This window comes from Mesorhizobium sp. M5C.F.Ca.ET.164.01.1.1 (assembly GCF_004792125.1).
GTDB classification, from domain to species: domain Bacteria; phylum Pseudomonadota; class Alphaproteobacteria; order Rhizobiales; family Rhizobiaceae; genus Mesorhizobium; species Mesorhizobium wenxiniae.
In genome coordinates, this window is sequence record NZ_SRTG01000006.1 from 1 (window position 1) to 16569 (window position 16569).

The 16569-nt window shown below is 64.3% G+C and carries 14 protein-coding genes and 1 pseudogene; 10 read left to right on the top strand and 5 right to left on the bottom strand.

The genetic code is table 11. From position 1 onward, the window contains the following. The first annotated feature begins 547 nt into the window (after nt 1-547). Nucleotides 548-1375 carry a DUF2189 domain-containing protein gene (locus tag EN807_RS25625; protein WP_135937176.1) on the top strand — a complete coding sequence of 276 codons (828 nt, stop codon included), beginning with the start codon at nt 548-550 and terminating at the stop codon, nt 1373-1375. A 90-nt stretch (nt 1376-1465) separates the two neighbouring features. Here EN807_RS25625 and EN807_RS25630 read toward each other — a convergent pair whose 3' ends face one another. Beyond that, nucleotides 1466-2098, bottom strand: a complete 633-nt coding sequence (locus tag EN807_RS25630) for a LysE family translocator (RefSeq protein ID WP_135937177.1) — start codon at nt 2096-2098, stop codon at nt 1466-1468. Nucleotides 2099-2255: 157 nt separating this feature from the next. Continuing rightward, nucleotides 2256-2465, bottom strand: a pseudogene (locus EN807_RS25635) (hypothetical protein); the annotation flags it as partial. A gap of 121 nt (nt 2466-2586) precedes the next feature. On the opposite strand from EN807_RS25635, the gene EN807_RS25640 reads away from it, so the two are divergent. Together EN807_RS25640 and EN807_RS25645 are read left to right on the top strand one after the other, a co-directional pair. After that, nucleotides 2587-3447 (top strand): TIGR01459 family HAD-type hydrolase, encoded by an 861-nt coding sequence (locus tag EN807_RS25640; RefSeq protein ID WP_135937178.1) that lies wholly within the window; start codon nt 2587-2589, stop codon nt 3445-3447. 9 nt (nt 3448-3456) lie between these two features. Next, the gene (locus EN807_RS25645; protein ID WP_135937179.1) at nt 3457-4440 is read left to right on the top strand and encodes a bifunctional riboflavin kinase/FAD synthetase; all 984 of its coding nucleotides are present in this window, start codon (nt 3457-3459) and stop codon (nt 4438-4440) included. A 2-nt stretch (nt 4441-4442) separates the two neighbouring features. On the opposite strand, the gene EN807_RS25650 is transcribed toward EN807_RS25645, so the two are convergent. Continuing rightward, entirely contained in the window at nt 4443-4997 is a 555-nt protein-coding gene (locus tag EN807_RS25650; protein ID WP_029354161.1) for an HdeD family acid-resistance protein, read from the bottom strand. A gap of 209 nt (nt 4998-5206) precedes the next feature. Here EN807_RS25650 and EN807_RS25655 point away from each other — a divergent pair, with 209 nt between their 5' ends. Beyond that, nucleotides 5207-6019, top strand: a complete 813-nt coding sequence (locus EN807_RS25655) for a MipA/OmpV family protein (protein WP_135937180.1) — start codon at nt 5207-5209, stop codon at nt 6017-6019. Nucleotides 6020-6055: 36 nt separating this feature from the next. On the opposite strand, the gene EN807_RS25660 is transcribed toward EN807_RS25655, so the two are convergent. Then, nucleotides 6056-6271: a hypothetical protein gene (locus tag EN807_RS25660; RefSeq protein ID WP_135937181.1), complete on the bottom strand. Its 216-nt coding sequence runs from the start codon at nt 6269-6271 to the stop codon at nt 6056-6058. Nucleotides 6272-6326: 55 nt separating this feature from the next. Between EN807_RS25660 and ileS the strand changes: the two genes are divergently transcribed. Further along, nucleotides 6327-9311, top strand: coding sequence for an isoleucine--tRNA ligase (gene ileS / locus EN807_RS25665; protein WP_135937182.1), 2985 nt, complete (start codon nt 6327-6329; stop codon nt 9309-9311). A 188-nt stretch (nt 9312-9499) separates the two neighbouring features. Next, on the top strand, nt 9500-10177 hold the full coding sequence (locus EN807_RS25670; protein WP_135937183.1) for a hypothetical protein: 678 nt from the start codon (nt 9500-9502) through the stop codon (nt 10175-10177). A 29-nt stretch (nt 10178-10206) separates the two neighbouring features. On the opposite strand, the gene EN807_RS25675 is transcribed toward EN807_RS25670, so the two are convergent. Then, nucleotides 10207-10659 (bottom strand): nucleoside deaminase, encoded by a 453-nt coding sequence (locus EN807_RS25675; RefSeq protein WP_135937184.1) that lies wholly within the window; start codon nt 10657-10659, stop codon nt 10207-10209. A 176-nt stretch (nt 10660-10835) separates the two neighbouring features. Here EN807_RS25675 and EN807_RS25680 point away from each other — a divergent pair, with 176 nt between their 5' ends. The 4 genes from EN807_RS25680 (at nt 10836) to EN807_RS25700 (ending at nt 16546) form a co-directional block, all read left to right on the top strand. Beyond that, nucleotides 10836-12950 (top strand): pseudouridine synthase, encoded by a 2115-nt coding sequence (locus tag EN807_RS25680; protein ID WP_135937185.1) that lies wholly within the window; start codon nt 10836-10838, stop codon nt 12948-12950. Next, nucleotides 12931-13485: a 16S rRNA (guanine(966)-N(2))-methyltransferase RsmD gene (gene rsmD, locus EN807_RS25685; RefSeq protein ID WP_135937186.1), complete on the top strand. Its 555-nt coding sequence runs from the start codon at nt 12931-12933 to the stop codon at nt 13483-13485. The genes EN807_RS25680 and rsmD overlap by 20 nt, the downstream gene beginning before the upstream one ends. A 96-nt stretch (nt 13486-13581) precedes the next feature. After that, on the top strand, nt 13582-14946 hold the full coding sequence (locus EN807_RS25690; RefSeq protein WP_135937187.1) for a pitrilysin family protein: 1365 nt from the start codon (nt 13582-13584) through the stop codon (nt 14944-14946). A gap of 250 nt (nt 14947-15196) precedes the next feature. Continuing rightward, nucleotides 15197-16546 carry a pitrilysin family protein gene (locus tag EN807_RS25700; RefSeq protein ID WP_246684353.1) on the top strand — a complete coding sequence of 450 codons (1350 nt, stop codon included), beginning with the start codon at nt 15197-15199 and terminating at the stop codon, nt 16544-16546. Nucleotides 16547-16569: the final 23 nt, after the last annotated feature.

A 16569-nucleotide genomic window follows, 5' to 3' on the forward strand; every position in this document is an offset into this window, starting at 1 on the left:
GGCATAAGAACGACCCCATCAAGCTTGAGGCCCGACGTGGCGAGGTGTCGATCAAACTCGCCCAACGCGGCTTCCGATGCCATATCAACAGGTATAGCTTCATGCGAACCGTCGGCTGGTGCAGGCAAGGTCGAAACCAGCGACTCAAGCCGCACCTGATTGCGGGCCGCCACCATCAGCCGCGCGCCACCGGCCGCAAGCCGTTCGCAAATTGCCTTCCCGATCCCACCCGTTGCCCCAGTCACAAGTATGGTCGACATCGCACCACCCCGCCAGTTTCGAGCACTATACTGTTGTAGTCTGGAAAAGCCATTGCACCCGGTTATGGGCGGTTTCTTGCCATCCACCGGTACCAAGTGTCAGACTTTCACCACTGGCACACGCCAGCCGCGCGGCACGGACGCGCCCTGTGCCGCGCGGCGCTTGCCCCGACACCACCCGATTCGCGACAAGCACATCGAATTCGGCTATCATGCCATCGCTTTTGAAATGGCAGCTACGGGCGGCCATCCCGGCGGTGGCCGCCCCGACACACGGGAGAATGGTTATGGCCAGCTTTCATGTCATGTCGGACGCGCGTGGAATGCACGTGCAGCCCAGGGTGCGCCGCATCACCACGGCAGACCTGATGGATGTGCTGCGGCTCGGCGTCGAGGATTTCTGGGCAAAGCCATCGCATTACGTGTTCTTGTGCCTGATCTATCCGGTGGTCGGATTGATCCTGGCGCAGTGGACGACATCCGGCTCCAACGCCATCCAGCTCCTTTATCCGCTGATGTCCGGCTTCGCCCTGCTTGGACCCTTCGCCGCGATCGGCCTCTACGAGATCAGCCGCCGCCGCGAGCTCGGCATGGACACGTCCTGGTGGCACGCGCTCGACGTGCGCCACTCGCCGGCGCTGCCGGCGATCGCAGTCATCGGCGTCATGCTGGTGGCACTGTTCCTGCTCTGGCTGTACACCGCGCAATCGATCTACATCGGCCTGTTCGGCAATCAGCCGCCCGCCTCGATCGGCGGCTTTTTGCGCGAGGTGCTGACAACGCCCAAAGGCTGGATGCTGATCCTACTCGGCAATTCGGCTGGCTTCGTCTTCGCCGCGATCGTGCTGGCGACGACCATCGTCGCTTTCCCGCTGCTGCTCGACCGCGATGTCGGCGCGGTCTCGGCAATCGAGACATCGGCACGGGCGGTGATGACAAATCCGCTGCAGATGGCGCTGTGGGGCCTCATGGTGGCCGTGCTGCTGGTCATCGGCTCGATCCCGCTGTTTGCCGGGCTCGCCGTCGTCATGCCCGTGCTTGGTCATGCGACGTGGCACCTCTATCGCAGGGTGGTCGAACCGGAGCGGGCGCAGCAGGACCGGCGGCCGATGTAGGCTACGGCGGCGGTGCCGCCGCTCTATCTTTTCGTTTGAGCATCGGATTCTCCCAAAACCGGTACCCACTTCTGGGTCCGATGCTCTTAGTTAACGCTGCGCGTCGGTTGCCATCTTCAGGGCCAGTGCGGTCAGCACCGTGCCCATCATCCAACGCTGGATCACCAGCCATAGCGGTCGGCCGGCGAGGAAGACGGCGATCGAGCCGGCCGTAACCGCGATGATCGCGTTGACGGTGAGGCTGATCGCAATCTGCGTGGTGCCGAGCACCAGAAGCTGCGAAAGCACGTGGCCCTTGCCGGGGCTGATGAACTGCGGCAGCAGCGAAAGATAAAGCACCGCCACCTTCGGGTTGAGCAGATTGGTCATCAGGCCCATGGCGAACAATTTGCGCGGCCTGTCCTTCGGCAGTTCCCGGACCTGGAACGGCGAGCGTCCGCCTGGCCTCACTGCTTGCCAGGCAAGCCACAAAAGGTAGAGCGCGCCGGCAAAGCGCAGCGCATCATAGGCGTAAGGCACGGCAAGCAGCAGCGCGGTGATGCCGAATGCCGCCGACAACACGTAGAAGACAAAGCCGAACGCCACGCCACCGAGCGAGATCAGGCCGGCTTTCGGCCCCTGTGACAGCGATCGCGAGATCAGATAGATCATATTCGGGCCAGGCGTCAGCACCATGCCGAGGCAGACCAGCGCGAAGGCGAGATGGTTGGCGGCGTCAGGCACGGCGCATCTCCAGTGGCAAGACTGCGCGCACCTCCCGATGATCTCCATCCGATGTGCACGGTCAGGCGAACGCGCCCATGTGCCCTCGCCAGTCCCCACGCGCAAGAGCATGACAGCGCAAGCCATTGCGCCAGCCCGTCGCGTCGCCGCTTACATGTCACCCGACGATGCGCAGGTTCGACAATTCGTTGGCGATTTCCTTGAAATTGTCCGACAGCGTCGCCCCGGTCGCGTTCCAGAACAGCTTGGCCGGTTTGGTCGGATCAGTGGGATCCATGCGGAAGCGCGAGTCCGACGAGCATGCCTTCAGCGCGTCGAGCGCTTTCTTATCGCCGGCATCGGTGGTCGACAGGTCGAGCGCGATGCTGGGCGGCGATGCTGAAACGCGGCGAAAGCTGGTGACAGGGTGAAGAGCTTCGGTTAATGCGGTCCAGTCGCTGCGGATCGTCGGCGGCGGCGCTCGCAACCATCATGACCTGGGAAACGATATGGCGGATTCGCCCGATATCATCGGCTCGCTCGCGGATTTGTCGGCAGCCTATTCTGCCATCCTGTGCGATGTCTGGGGTGTGGTCCACAATGGCGAACGGCATTTTCCGGCCGCGGCTCTGGCGCTGGCCACCGCACGCGAAGCGAAGATACCCGTGGTGCTGATCACCAATTCGCCACGCCGCAGCGCCGATGTGGTGGCGCAGATGAATGCGATCGGCGTTCCCCCGGCGGCCTACGACCGCGTCGTCACCTCCGGCGATGTGACCCGCGACCTGATCATCGAGGGCCCGCGAAAGATCTTCCATATCGGCGCCGACCGCGATTTCACGCTCTATGGCGGTCTCGACGTCGAGCTCGTCGAGGAGTTCGAGGCATCCGGCGTGGTCTGCACCGGGCTGTTCGACGACGAGGTCGAGAAGCCGGAGGACTACGCCGATCTTCTGCGGCGGCTACGTGCCAGGAACCTGCCCTTCATTTGCGCCAATCCCGACATCGTGGTCGAGCGCGGCGAGCGGATGATCTGGTGCGCCGGGGCCTTGGCCCGCGACTATGCCCAGCTCGGCGGGCGGACGCTGATCGCCGGAAAACCTTATGCCCCGGTTTATGATGTCGCGATGAAGGAGATCTCCGACCTGCTCGGCCGCACGGTCGAGCGCTCGGACGTGCTGGCAATCGGCGACGGCATGCTGACCGACATCAAGGGTGCTGCCGACAACGGCTTCGACGTGCTCTACGTGTCGGGCGGCATCCATGCCCGCGACTACGGCGATCCGCTACAACCGGATCCGGCCAGGCTAATTGCCTTTCTGGAAAGGCACGGCTACCGGCCGGTCGCGGTCATTCCGATACTGCAGTAGGGTCGCTCGATGACGGAAGCCTTCGAACGCCTTTCTGCAATCTCGCCGCTGCCGGCCCATTTGCGGGGTGGCGTGGTGGCGATCGGCAATTTCGACGGTGTGCACCGCGGCCACCAGGCGGTGCTCGAACGCGCGCTTGCCGAGGCCCGCCGGCGCGGCGTGCCAGCTCTGGTGCTGACCTTCGAGCCGCATCCGAGAAAGGTGTTCCGGCCTGAGATACCGCTGTTCGTGCTGACGCCGCCGCCGATGAAAGCACGGCTGCTATCGTATCTAGGCTTTGCCGCCCTCGTCGAACAGCCGTTCACGCGCGACTTCGCCGCATTGTCGGCGGAAGCGTTCGTGACCGACGTGCTGGACAGGAACCTCGGCATCAGTCACGCGGTGACCGGCTTCGACTTCCACTTCGGCAAGGACAGGCAAGGCGGCCCGGCCTATCTGATGGCGGCCGGCGAACGCCACGGCTTCGGCGTCACCCTGGTTGACGCGTTTCGCGACGAGGGCGCCGAGGTGGTGTCGTCGAGCCGGATCCGCGCGCTGCTGTGCGAAGGCGCGGTGGCCGCGGCAGCCAGCCTGCTCGGCTACCGCTTCACGGTCGAGAGCGAGGTGATCGGCGGCCAGCAGCTTGGCCGGACGCTCGGCTTTCCAACCGCCAATATGAGGCTTTCGCCGGAAGCCACTCTGAAGGAAGGGATTTATGCCGTCCGCTTCCGTCGCGCCGACGGCACGCTTCATGATGGTGTTGCCAGCTTCGGCCGCCGCCCGACCGTCGATGACAACGGCGCGCCGCTTCTGGAAACCTTCGTCTTCGACTTCTCAGGCGATCTCTACGGCGAGATATGCGCTGTGTCCTTCTTTGGTTTCCTGCGCGCCGAGGTGAAGTTCGACGGGCTCGACGCGCTGGTCGCGCAAATGAAGCGCGACGAGGTCGAGGCGAGGGCGCTGCTTGCCGGCGTCCGCCCGCTTTCCGATCTCGACGCGGGCATTGCTTTTTGAGCTTATTTTTTTAGCGCCAGGCCGACCGCAATGAAGGCCCAGCCCTGGAAGATCAGGTCGACGGCGAGAAACAGCCCCAGCACCCATACGCTGTTGACTGGCCAGCCCATAGCGATGACCAGGCCTGCCAGCGCGCTGATGACGCCGGCCGCCACCAGCCAGCCCCAGCCTTTTTCCGGTCTGTGCTTGTACCCGACCCAGGCCCTGAGCACGCCAGAGGCGAGAAGGGCGACCGCCAGCAGGAAGGTCAGCACCGCCGACGCCAGCAGCGGATTATAGAAGGCGAAGAACCCGGCGACTGCATAGAGAAGGCCGCTGAGCAGCCAGTAGAAGAACCGGCTCCATGTCTTCACACCGAAGGCGTGCATGATCTCGATGATTCCGGCCATCAGCATCAGCCAGCCGACAACATAGACCGAGGCGACCGTGGCGATGAACAGATTTCCGAATGCGATGCCGCCGAGGATCAGCAGCAGCACGCCAAGCCCGACGAACCATCCCCATTTCGCTCGCGTCTGACCAATCGCATCCTTTAAAGCATCGCCTTGCAGGGTCATTGCCGCCATCTCCATCGAGGTCGCCTGGCATCTTGCCGATTTGGAGGGTAGCGCCGAAGCCCTTGCCCGTCCAGCGAGCAGCTTGCACCGGACGCACGCCAAAAAAGCGAGGCAGCGTTTCGAATTTAAATCAAAGTTTACTGAACCGGCGCCATGGCTCTTGGCCAGGCCGGTTGTTCCCGCCGGCGTTTCGTGCGTATGGAGTGACGATGCGTTCTGTCAGGGTGTTTCAGGTGGTCTTGGCCAGCTTCGTGCTGTGCGCGCCCGGTGCCGCCGAAGCCGGCGAGGGCGCTTTGGGCTCGCTGTCCGGCGACTGGTATCTGACGGTCGGCGCCACTGGCATGGTCGCGCCGAACTTTGAGGGCGGCAAGAAGTACCTGCTCAGCGCCCAGCCGATCATCTCGCTTGGCAGGGCCGGTCCTGCGGCCCGCTTCACCTCGCGCAACGACAACATTTCGCTGGCGTTGATCGACGACGGCGGCCTCCGCGCCGGCCTGACCGGAAAATTGCTGTTTTCGCGCGATGGCGGCGACGCCGACGAGCTGAAAGGCCTTGAGCCGGTGCGCTGGGGCGGTGAGGCCGGCGGCTTCTTCGAATTCTATCCTTTGGACTGGTTGCGCGCCCGTGCCGAACTGCGGCACGGTATTCGCGCCCATAGCGGCTTTGTCGCCGATATCGCCGCCGACGCCTTCTATGATGTGACGCCGGACGTCAGGATCTCGGGCGGACCGCGCGTTTCCTTCGCTTCATCAGACTATTTCGATGCCTATTACGGCGTCAACGCCGAGGAAGCCGTGGCTTCGGGCCTCAGCCAATACCGTCCGGGCGGCGGCGTGAAGTCGGCGGGCCTCGGCGGCGCGGTGACCTGGAAAGTGACCGAGCCGATGACGGCCAGCCTGTTCGGCGAATATTCACGCCTGATGGGCCCGGCGGCCGATTCCAGCCTGGTCAAGGAGCGCGGCTCCAGAGATCAGTTCATGATCGGCGTATCGACGACCTATCGCTTCGATTTCTCGCTGTGAGTGCTTAGCCCGGCAATCGCGTATCGGCCGGATGCATTATGACGTCATTAGCTGCAATGAAGGCACCGAGAGTTCGGGCTTTTCAATATCGCCTGTCTCGGTTAAAAGCCCAGCCATGACGAGCGTTTCGCGCCCTCTCGCGATTGCGATACGAATTACGAGCCCGGTGTTCCGGACGGCTTGAGCGCCGCCGGAGCCGCCGGGAATTTTGCGCGCGACCTCTCGCGCTTTTTCCAGATCATGATAGTTCAACGCCCGGGCTCTTTTGCCGGGCAATGCATATGGCAGACCAATGACCGATACCCCAATGACCGATACTGTTGAAACGATCGACTATTCCAAAACGCTTTATCTACCGCAGACGGATTTCCCGATGCGCGCCGGCTTGCCCGAGAAGGAGCCGCTGCTGGTCAAGCGCTGGCAGGACATAGACCTTTACCGCAAGCTGCGCGAAAACGCCGCCGGCCGCGAAAAATACGTGCTACATGACGGCCCGCCCTACGCCAACGGCAACATCCATATCGGCCATGCGCTGAACAAGATCCTCAAGGACGTCATCACCCGCTCGTTCCAGATGCGCGGCTACGACTCGAACTATGTGCCCGGCTGGGATTGCCACGGCCTGCCGATCGAATGGAAAATCGAGGAGCAATACCGCGCCAAGGGCAAGAACAAGGACGAGGTCCCGGTCAACGAGTTCCGCAAGGAATGCCGCGAGTTCGCTGCGCACTGGATCAAGGTGCAGGGCGGCGAGTTCCAGAGGCTCGGCGTCGTCGGCGACTTCGACAATCCCTATACGACGATGGCGTTCCATGCCGAGGCGCGCATCGCCGGCGAACTGTTGAAATTCGCCATGTCGGGCCAGCTCTATCGCGGCTCCAAGCCGGTGATGTGGAGCGTTGTCGAGCGCACCGCACTGGCCGAGGCCGAGGTCGAATACCAGGACTATGAGAGCGACACGATCTGGGCGAAGTTTCCGGTCGTCAGCCTCGCTCGTCAGGTGACCAACGTCGAAGATGGGCAGCCGGCCTTGGATCCAAAGCTGACGCAGACGTCACTGGACTTGCTGGAGGCCCATGTCGTCATCTGGACGACCACGCCGTGGACCATACCCGGCAACCGCGCCGTAAACTATTCGCCACGCATCAACTATGGCCTCTACGAGGTCACTGCGGCCGAGAATGCTTTCGGCCCGCAGCCTGGCGAAAAGCTGATCTTTGCCGACGCGTTGGCGGACGAGGCTGCGGCCAAAGCCAAAGTGACGATGAAACGCTTCCGTAGCATTTCGGCCGAAGAGCTTGGAAGCCTTACACTTTCTCATCCCTTCAACGATTTGAATGGGGGCTACGAATTCCCCGTCCCAATGCTCGCCGGCGACCACGTCACCGACGATGCCGGCACCGGCTTCGTTCACACCTCGCCCAGTCACGGCCGCGAGGACTTCGATGCCTGGACGAACGCTGCATCGGAACTGCGCCAACGCGGCATCGACACGGCGATCCCGTTCCCCGTCGACGACGCCGGCTTCTTCACCAAGGACGCGCCGGGCTTCGGCCCGGACCGCGAGGGCGGTGCCGCGCGCGTCATCGACGACAACGGCAAGAAGGGCAATGCCAATCAGGCGGTCATCGACGAGCTGATCAAGCGCAACGCGCTGTTCGCGCGCGGCCGGCTGAAGCATTCCTATCCGCATTCGTGGCGGTCGAAGAAGCCGATCATCTTCCGCAACACGCCGCAATGGTTCGTCTACATGGACAAGGAGCTCGGTGACGGCACGACGCTGCGCAGCCGTGCCTTGAAGGCCATCGACGACACACGCTTCGTGCCGGCCGCCGGCCAGAACCGCATCCGCGCCATGATCGAGGAGCGCCCCGACTGGGTGCTGTCGCGCCAGCGCGCCTGGGGCGTGCCGATCGCCGTCTTCGCCGATGCCGACGGCAATGTCCTGCGCGACGAGGCGGTCAACCAGCGCATCATGGACGCCTTCGAGAAGGAAGGCGCCGACGCCTGGTTTGCGGCCGGCGCCAAGGAGCGTTTCCTCGGCAACCACGATGCCTCGAAATGGCAGCAGGTGATGGACATCCTCGACGTCTGGTTCGATTCCGGCTCGACCCATGTCTTCACACTGGAGGATCGTCCTGACCTGAAATGGCCGGCCGACGTCTATCTCGAAGGGTCCGATCAGCATCGCGGCTGGTTCCACTCCTCGCTGCTTGAAAGCTGCGGCACCAGGGGCAGGGCGCCTTACGACACCGTCGTCACCCATGGTTTCACCATGGATGAGGAGGGGCGGAAAATGTCGAAGTCCCTAGGAAACACCGTGGTGCCGCAGGACGTCATCAAGCAGTCGGGCGCCGATATCCTGCGGCTATGGGTGGTGACGACCGATTATTGGGAAGACCAGCGGCTCGGCAAGAATGTGCTGCAGACCAATGTCGACGCCTACCGCAAGCTGCGCAACACCATCCGCTGGATGCTGGGCACGCTTGCCCATGACGATGGCGAGGACGTGCCGCTGGACAAGATGCCGGAGCTGGAGCGGCTGATGCTGCACCGGCTTTCCGAACTCGATGAAGTCGTGCGCGCCGGCTATGACGCCTTCGAGTTCAAGCGCATTACCCGCACGCTGCTCGACTTCATGGTGGTCGAGCTGTCGGCCTTCTATTTCGACATCCGCAAGGACGCGCTCTACTGCGAGGCGCCGTCCAGCGTAAAGCGCAAGGCGTCCGTGCAGGTGGTACGCCATCTGTTCGACTGCCTGGTGAAATGGCTGGCGCCGATGCTGCCCTTCACCATGGAGGAAGCCTGGCTCGACCGCCATCCGAACGCCGTCTCGGTGCATCTCGACCAGTTCCCGCCAATCCCGTCCGACTGGAAGAACGAGGCGCTGGCGGAAAAATGGCGCAAGGTGCGGCAGGTCCGCCGTGTCGTCACCGGCGCGCTGGAGATCGCACGTGCTCAGAAGGTCATCGGCTCGTCGCTGGAAGCGGTGCCGGTCGTCATGCTCGATAATGCGGCGCTCGAAGCGGCGATATCAGATGTCGACATGGCCGAAATGGCGATCACCAGCGATCTGGTCATTGCGCATGGCGACGCGCCTTCTGGTGCCTTCACGCTGGACGACGTCAAGGGCGTCGCCGTGGTGGTCGAGAAGGCCGAGGACCGGGGCCTGGTCAAATGCGCGCGCTCATGGCGCTACACGGCCGATGTCGGGCAGGACGAGGAATTCCCCGACGTTTCGGCGCGGGACGCGGCGGTCTTGCATGAATTGAAGGCGCTTGGTCGTATATAAGGCGGTGCACAAATGCCACGGCGGGCGGCTGATCAGCCCCCGCTCGTTGCCCTTAACGAGTGGTTGAGGTAAACACGCGAAACTCCGGCCGACAAATTGTCGCCGGATTTCCGTCGGAAGCATAGGCGATGGGGGACCGGGCTTTGGCCGGTGGCGATCGAGAGGCTGCTAGAGTGGGACTTTTTGCCATGACCGAAAGAGCTTGCGCGCGCGTTGCGCTGCTGGCGCCGCTTGTCGTATCCGGCTTGGCCCTGTCCGGCTGCATGGGCTCGCCGACCTACGGGACCGACAAGACCGCCTCCGCCCAGCTTGCCGGCGATCTCACCAGCGCTTTTACAGTCATGCCGAAGAACAAGGAAAGGATCGACTATAAGCCGCGCCCCGAACTGGTGAAGCCGGCGCCGGGTCAGAAGGAACTGCCGCCGCCGCAGGACAGCATCGCGACGGCAAGCGCCGATTGGCCGGAATCGCCCGAGCAACGCCGCGCTCGCCTGCGCGCCGAGGCGACGCTCCATCAGGACGATCCGGACTACCAGGCGCAGATCGTCGATGACGTCCAGACGGATCCGTCGGCGGTCAAGGCTGCGATGGCGCAGTCGGCTTCCAGTCATCCGCCGGCCTGGACGCCCGCGGATTCGGACAAGGGCCGCGCCGCCGAGGTCAAGCGCCGCCTCGCCGAAGCCAAGCAGGGTGATCCGAACACCCGCAGATATCTGAGCGAGCCGCCGGTGCAATACCGCGCCGCTGCCGCCACCGCGCCGGTGGACGACCTCGGCGAGGACGAATACAAGAAAGAACGCCGCCTCAAGAAGGAAGCGGCCGCCAAGAACAAGAGCGGCGGCATGTTCGACTGGCTGCCGTGGTAAGCTGCCGGCGCTAGGGAAATCCGGCGACGCTACGGTTCGCGTCGCTCTCTGAAAAAATCCTTCAGAAGCAGCGCCGCGTCGCATTCGGCCATGCCTGGATAGACCTCTGGCACATGGTGGCAGGTCGGTGAGGCGAAGAAGCGCACGCCGTTGACCACAGCGCCGCCCTTCTCGTCGGCGGCGCCGAAATAAAGCCGGCGTAACCTGGCGAAGGAAATGGCGCCGGCGCACATGGCGCAGGGCTCCAGCGTCACATAGAGATCGTGGCCGGTGAGCCGCTCGCTCGACAGCTTGCGGCAGGCCTCGCGGATCGCCAGCATCTCGGCATGGGCGGTGGGGTCGGAAAGCTCGCGGGTGCGGTTGCCGGCACTGGCAACGACCATATCGCCGCTGGCGATGACCGCGCCGACCGGCACTTCGCCGCGCAAGGCGGCGGCTTCGGCCTCATTCAGCGCCAGCGCCATGAAATCCGGCCGCTTCAAGCGGTTTCCACTCCTATTATCTCCTCGCTACTCCGGCGTGATCCTGTTATCTAGCGCATGACCCCGAAAACCGGAATCGGTTTCGGAAGGGATCATGCGCCAAATCAAAGTCCTACAGCGTCCTTTGCGCGTCCGTACGGACGCGCGGCGCTGTAGTGCAAACGAGCAAAAGCCACATGGACGACAAAGACAAGAAATTCCCGCGCCAAAAGGGTCCCCGCAAGAACGGCCCGAAACCGTCGGGCCCGCGTGGTCGTGATACCGCTGCCGGCAAGGGCGGTAAGCCGTCCTTCGGCGCGAAAAAGCCGTACGCGCCGCGCGGCGATCGACCGATGGCGGCTGACGGCGAGCGGCCGAAGCGTGACTTCAAAAGCGGTGACCGGCCGATCAGCAAGGGGCCGCGGCTTGAAGGCAAGCCCTATGAAAAGCGTGAGGGGCCGCGCAAGCCATACGCCCCGCGCGGCGATCGACCGATGGCGGCTGACGGCGAGCGGCCGAAGCGCGACTTCAAAAGTGGCGACCGGCCGTTCAGCAAGGGGCCGCGCCCTGAAGGCAAGCCTTATGAAAAGCGCGAGGGGCCGCGCAAACCCTATTCGCCACGCGGCGATCGCCCGATGACCGCCGAAGGCGAGCGGCCGACGCGCGACTTCAAAGCCGGCGACAGGCCGTTCAGCAAAGGGCCGCGTCCGGAAGGCAAGCCTTACGAAAAACGCGAAGGTCCGCGCAAGCCCTACGCGCCGCGCGGTGACCGGCCGGCAGCTGCCGCAGGCGAGCGCGGCGAAAGGCGCTTCGACCGTTTCAAGGGAGACTTCAATGATCGCCCCAAGCGCGATTTTGCCGGCGATCGGCACCAAGGGGCATCGGCCGGCGGCTTCAAGCCTCGCCCGCGTCCCGCCGAAGCGACGGAAGAGGCTGGTGAGCGCATTGCCAAGCGGCTGGCCCGCGCCGGCCTTGCCTCGCGCCGCGATGCCGAGGAGCTGATCGCGGCCGGCCGCGTCAAGGTGAATGGAAGAGTGCTGTCCTCGCCCGCCTTCAATGTGATGCCCGGCGACATCATCCATCTCGACGGCATGGAGATCCCGCCGATCGAGCGCACCCGGCTGTTCCTGTTCCACAAGCCGGCCGGCGTCGTCACCACCAACCGTGATCCCGAGGGCCGCAAGACCGTCTTCGACGTGCTGCCGGCCGACCTGCCGCGGCTGATGACCATCGGCCGGCTCGACATCAACACCGAAGGCCTGCTGCTGCTCACCAATGACGGCGGACTGGCGCGCGTGCTCGAACTGCCGGCGACCGGCTGGCTCAGGCGCTACCGCGTGCGCGTCCACGGCAAGGTCGAGGAAAGTGCGCTCGCCGGCTTGCGCGAAGGCATCGCCGTCGACGGAGTATTCTATGGGGCCATCGAGGCGACGCTCGACCGCGAACAAGGCACCAACGCCTGGCTGACGCTTGGCCTGCGCGAAGGCAAGAACCGCGAGGTCAGGAATATACTGGGCTCACTTGGCCTCGACGTGACGCGGCTGATCCGCATTTCCTACGGACCGTTCCAGCTCGACGACCTGCCGGAGGGCCATGTGCTGGAGATCAAGGGCCGCGTGCTGCGCGACCAGCTCGGCGAACGCCTGGTCGAGGAGTCCGGCGCCAATTTCGACGCTGACATCACCAAGCCGTTTTCCAACAGGCCGGTGCGGCGCGAAGCGGTGCGGGAAGAGGAACCTGAGCGGCCGAAATTCACCCGCGACGGCGAACGCCGCCCGATCGGCGAAGGCGGATTGATCAAGAACCGCAAACGGCGCGAAGGCAGCCGCGACGAGGCGCTTGGCAAGCTGTCGACAAGTCCCGGCAGAAGCTTTGGGCCGGAAAAGAGCTTTGGTGAGCGTGGCCCAAAATCTGAACGCAGCGGGCCTGAACGCGGCGGCTTTGGCGATCGCGGCCCGAGGCCGGGCGGCTTTCGCGGAAAACCGGGCGGGGGGAAAAAGTCCGAACGCGAGCAGCGTCCGATCGAGCCGCCGGGCCAGCGCAAGGCCAATGTCTGGATGGCGCCGGGCGCGCGGCCGATCGGCAAGGGCAGGGCGGACGCCGATGCCGCCAAGGCGGCCGAAGCCAAGGAACGCAAGGCCTCGTTCAAGCCGTCTTACGGCAAGCCGGCCAAACCCGGAGGCGCAAAGCCGTTCGGCAAGCCGCGTGGCGAACGCCCCAATTCCGGCAGCAGTGATAGCGGCAAAGGCGGCGACCGGCCGCGCAGCGGCCCGAAGGGATCAAGGGGAGGCAATGCGGATCGTCGGCGGTGAGTTTCGCGGGCGTCCGCTGGCGACGCCCCGCTCAAGCGCCATCCGCCCGACCACCGACCGCACCCGCGAGGCTGTCTTCAACGTGCTGGCGCATCGCTTCCCCGACAGGCTGATCGGCGCGCGCGTGCTCGACCTGTTCGCCGGCACCGGCGCGCTCGGCCTCGAGGCGCTGTCACGCGGCGCATCTTATGGCGTCTTCATCGAAGAATCGGCGGAAGGGCGCGGCCTGATCCGCACCAATGTCGAGGCCTTCGGCCTCACCGGGCGTACCAAGATATTCCGTCGCGACGCTACGGCTCTGGGCGACGCGGGCACGATCGCCGCGTTCGGCCTGGTGTTCGCCGACCCGCCCTATAGCAAGGGACTGGGCGAGCGTGCCTTGCGCTCGGCCAAGGCCGGCGGCTGGCTCGCCCCTGGCGCGCTCTGCGTCGTCGAGGAGGCGGCAGCGGCGCCGTTTGAGGCAGGGCCGAGCTTTTCGGTTGTCGACGAGCGCAGCTATGGCGAGACAGTAATCCGCTTCATCGAAGCCGCCTGAGTTCGGCCTCCTTTGCGCGCGAAAATGACGAAGAAATAACTTTGCCTGTATCGCCATCCCCGCCTATCGTCCCGCCCATGACAACCGGAGCCATTGATGACACCTCAAGCTGAATGGCTGCGCGGAACGCTCTTGGCGCTGGCTTTCGTGATGACCGGCCCGGTGCTGGCCGACAACAAGCCGGACGACGGCAAGGTGACGAATTTCCTGCTCGACAACGGCATGGAGGTTGTCGTTATTCCCGATCACCGGGCGCCGATCGTCACTCATATGGTGTGGTACAAGATCGGCAGCGCGGATGAGCCGCCGGGCAAGTCCGGCATCGCCCATTTCTTCGAGCATCTGATGTTCAAGGCGACGACCAATCATGCGGCCGGCGCGTTCGACCGCGCCGTCTCCGCCATCGGCGGTTCGAACAACGCTTTCACCTCCTATGACTACACCGCCTTTTATGAAACGGTGGTGCCGCAGGCGCTCGAGCAGATGATGGATTTCGAGGCTGATCGCATGCGCAACCTCATCCTCAACGACAATGTCATCGCCACCGAGCGGGACGTGATCCTCGAGGAACGCCGCTCACGCATCGACAGCAATCCGCAGGCGGTGCTCGGCGAGGAGGTCGACGCCACCCTCTGGCAGAACCAACCCTATCGCATTCCGGTGATCGGCTGGATGCAGGAGATGGAGAAGCTGAACCGCGCCGACGCCACGGCTTTCTACGACAAATATTACACGCCCAACAACGCCGTGCTGGTGGTGGCCGGCGATGTCGACCCGGAGGTGGTCAAGGCGCTGGCCGAAAAAACCTATGGCAAGATCGCACGTGGTCCAGACCTGCCGCCGCGCATCCGTCCGGTCGAACCCGAGCAGAACACCAGGCGCACGGTGACGCTCACTGACGCGCGTGTCAGTGTGCCGAACTTTTCGACGCAATGGGTGGTTCCCTCCTATCACACTGCAAAGCCGGGCGAAGCGGAAGCGCTGGACTTGCTGGCGGAGATCCTCGGCGGCGGTAGCCGCAGCCGGCTCCACCAGCAGCTTGTCGTCAAGCAGGGCATCGCCGCCGAGGCCGGCGCCTTCTTCCAGGGCACCATGCTCGATGCCACCAACTTTACCGTCTATGGCGCGCCGCGCGGCGACGCCAAGCTGGCCGATGTCCAGGCGGCGGTCGAGGCCGAGGTCGCCCGCATCGCCAAGGACGGCGTCACATCAGGCGAGTTGGAGAAAGCCAAGGATCGTTTCGTCCGCTCGATGATCTTCGCCCGCGACAAGCAGGATTCGATGGCCAACATCTACGGCGCGACGCTCGCCACCGGCGGCAGCGTCAGGGATGTCGAGGAATGGCCGGGCCGCATCCGCAGGGTCACCGCCGACCAAGTCAGGGACGTTGCAGCGCGCTATCTCAATCTCAACCATTCGACATCAGGCTATCTCTTGCCGCAGACACAGGCGGGGAATTGATTTGATGAGGAACTTGAACGTTGGCGCTGCCCCTCACCTGCCTGGCGGCATCCTCTCCCCGTATAGTGACGGGGAGAGGGGCGCTCTCGTCGGCGGTTTCGCCAACCACCAGCGTTGCAGAAACAGCGCTGGGGTTGCGGCCAGCCCCCTTCTCCCCGTCACTATACGGGGAGAAGTGCCCGGCAGGGCGATGAGGGGCGGCGCTGACACCGACAGCTATTCGTCTCGAACGTCAGTTGGAAGCTACCATTTGTCCGAAGCGACTGTCCTGAAGCGTGCCGCCACCCCTCTATTCACTCTGCTCCTCTCCCTGTTCTTCCTCATCCTGCCGTCACTCACCGCTCGCGCGGCCATGAGCATCCAGGAGGTGACGTCGCCAAAGGGCATCACCGCCTGGCTGGTGGAGGACTATTCCGTGCCGCTGGTCGCCATCCGCTTCGTCTTCGACGGCGGCACGACGCAGGATCCCGCTGGAAAGGAAGGGCTTGCCAATCTGATGAGCGGCCTGTTCGACGAGGGCGCCGGCGATCTTGACAGCGAGGCCTTCCAGATAAAGCTGGACGACGTCGGTGCCGAGATGAGCGTCGAGGCGGCGCGCGACGGCACCTACGGCTCGATGCGCATGCTGGCCGAGCAGCGCGACGCGGCGTTCGACCTGTTGCGGCTGGCGGTCGCAGAGCCGCGTTTCGACCAGGCGCCAATCGACCGCATCCGCGCGCAAGTGCTGTCCGGCATCATCGCCAACGAGCTTGACCCCGACACGCTCGCCCAGCGCAAATGGCTGGAGGCGCTATACGGCACCCATCCCTATGCGCGGCCCGACCAGGGCACCAGGCTAAGCATCGCCACGATCACGCCGGACGATCTCATCGCTTTTCACAAGGCGACCTTCGCTCGCGATGGCCTGCATGTGGCGGTGGTCGGTGCCATCGATGCCGAGACGTTGAAGAAAAAGCTCGATATGGTTTTCGGCGGCCTGCCGCAACACCAGGCGCTCGCGCCCGTCGCCGATGTCGATCCGAGACTCAACCAGCAGCTCGAGGTCAATTACGACCAGCCCCAGACGTCGCTGCAACTCGCCTATCCCGGCGTCAGGCGGAGTGCGCCGGATTTCTTCGCCGCGGTTCTGATGAACGAGATCCTCGGCGGCAGCGCCTTCACCTCGCGGCTGTTTGAAGAGGTGCGCGAAAAACGCGGGCTGGCCTACAGCGCCAGCTCCGACCTGGTCGACCACCAGCACGCCAACGCCCTGGCCATCACCACGGCGACCCGCGCGGACCGGGCGGCGGAGACCTTGGCCGTCGTGCGCGACGTGGTGAAGCGCATGGCCGAGGAGGGGCCGACCGAAGCGGAACTGGCGGCGACCAAGAAATACTTGATCGGCGCCTATGCCATCAACAATCTGAACTCCTCCGGCGCCATCGCCGCGACGCTGCTCGAATTGCAGCTCGACAAGCTCGGCATCGACTACATGCAGCGCCGCGCCGCCCTCATCAACGCGGTGACGCTGGATCAGGTCAAGGCGGCGGCGAAAAAACTGCTCTCCGCCGAGCCGGCCATCATGATTGTCGGGCCGAAGCACGGCGAGGCCAAGGAGTAATGAGCCCAAATGGGGGGCAAGTA

Bases quoted from the DNA above. Each gene is read 5' to 3' on its own strand.
- EN807_RS25625 (WP_135937176.1), top strand. From the start codon at position 548: ATGGCCAGCTTTCATGTCATGTCGGACGCGCGTGGAATGCACGTGCAG.
- EN807_RS25640 (WP_135937178.1), top strand. From the start codon at position 2,587: ATGGCGGATTCGCCCGATATCATCGGCTCGCTCGCGGATTTGTCGGCA.
- EN807_RS25645 (WP_135937179.1), top strand. From the start codon at position 3,457: ATGACGGAAGCCTTCGAACGCCTTTCTGCAATCTCGCCGCTGCCGGCC.
- EN807_RS25650 (WP_029354161.1), bottom strand. From the start codon at position 4,997: ATGACCCTGCAAGGCGATGCTTTAAAGGATGCGATTGGTCAGACGCGA.
- EN807_RS25655 (WP_135937180.1), top strand. From the start codon at position 5,207: ATGCGTTCTGTCAGGGTGTTTCAGGTGGTCTTGGCCAGCTTCGTGCTG.
- ileS (WP_135937182.1), top strand. From the start codon at position 6,327: ATGACCGATACTGTTGAAACGATCGACTATTCCAAAACGCTTTATCTA.
- EN807_RS25670 (WP_135937183.1), top strand. From the start codon at position 9,500: ATGACCGAAAGAGCTTGCGCGCGCGTTGCGCTGCTGGCGCCGCTTGTC.
- EN807_RS25680 (WP_135937185.1), top strand. From the start codon at position 10,836: ATGGACGACAAAGACAAGAAATTCCCGCGCCAAAAGGGTCCCCGCAAG.
- rsmD (WP_135937186.1), top strand. From the start codon at position 12,931: ATGCGGATCGTCGGCGGTGAGTTTCGCGGGCGTCCGCTGGCGACGCCC.
- EN807_RS25690 (WP_135937187.1), top strand. From the start codon at position 13,582: ATGACACCTCAAGCTGAATGGCTGCGCGGAACGCTCTTGGCGCTGGCT.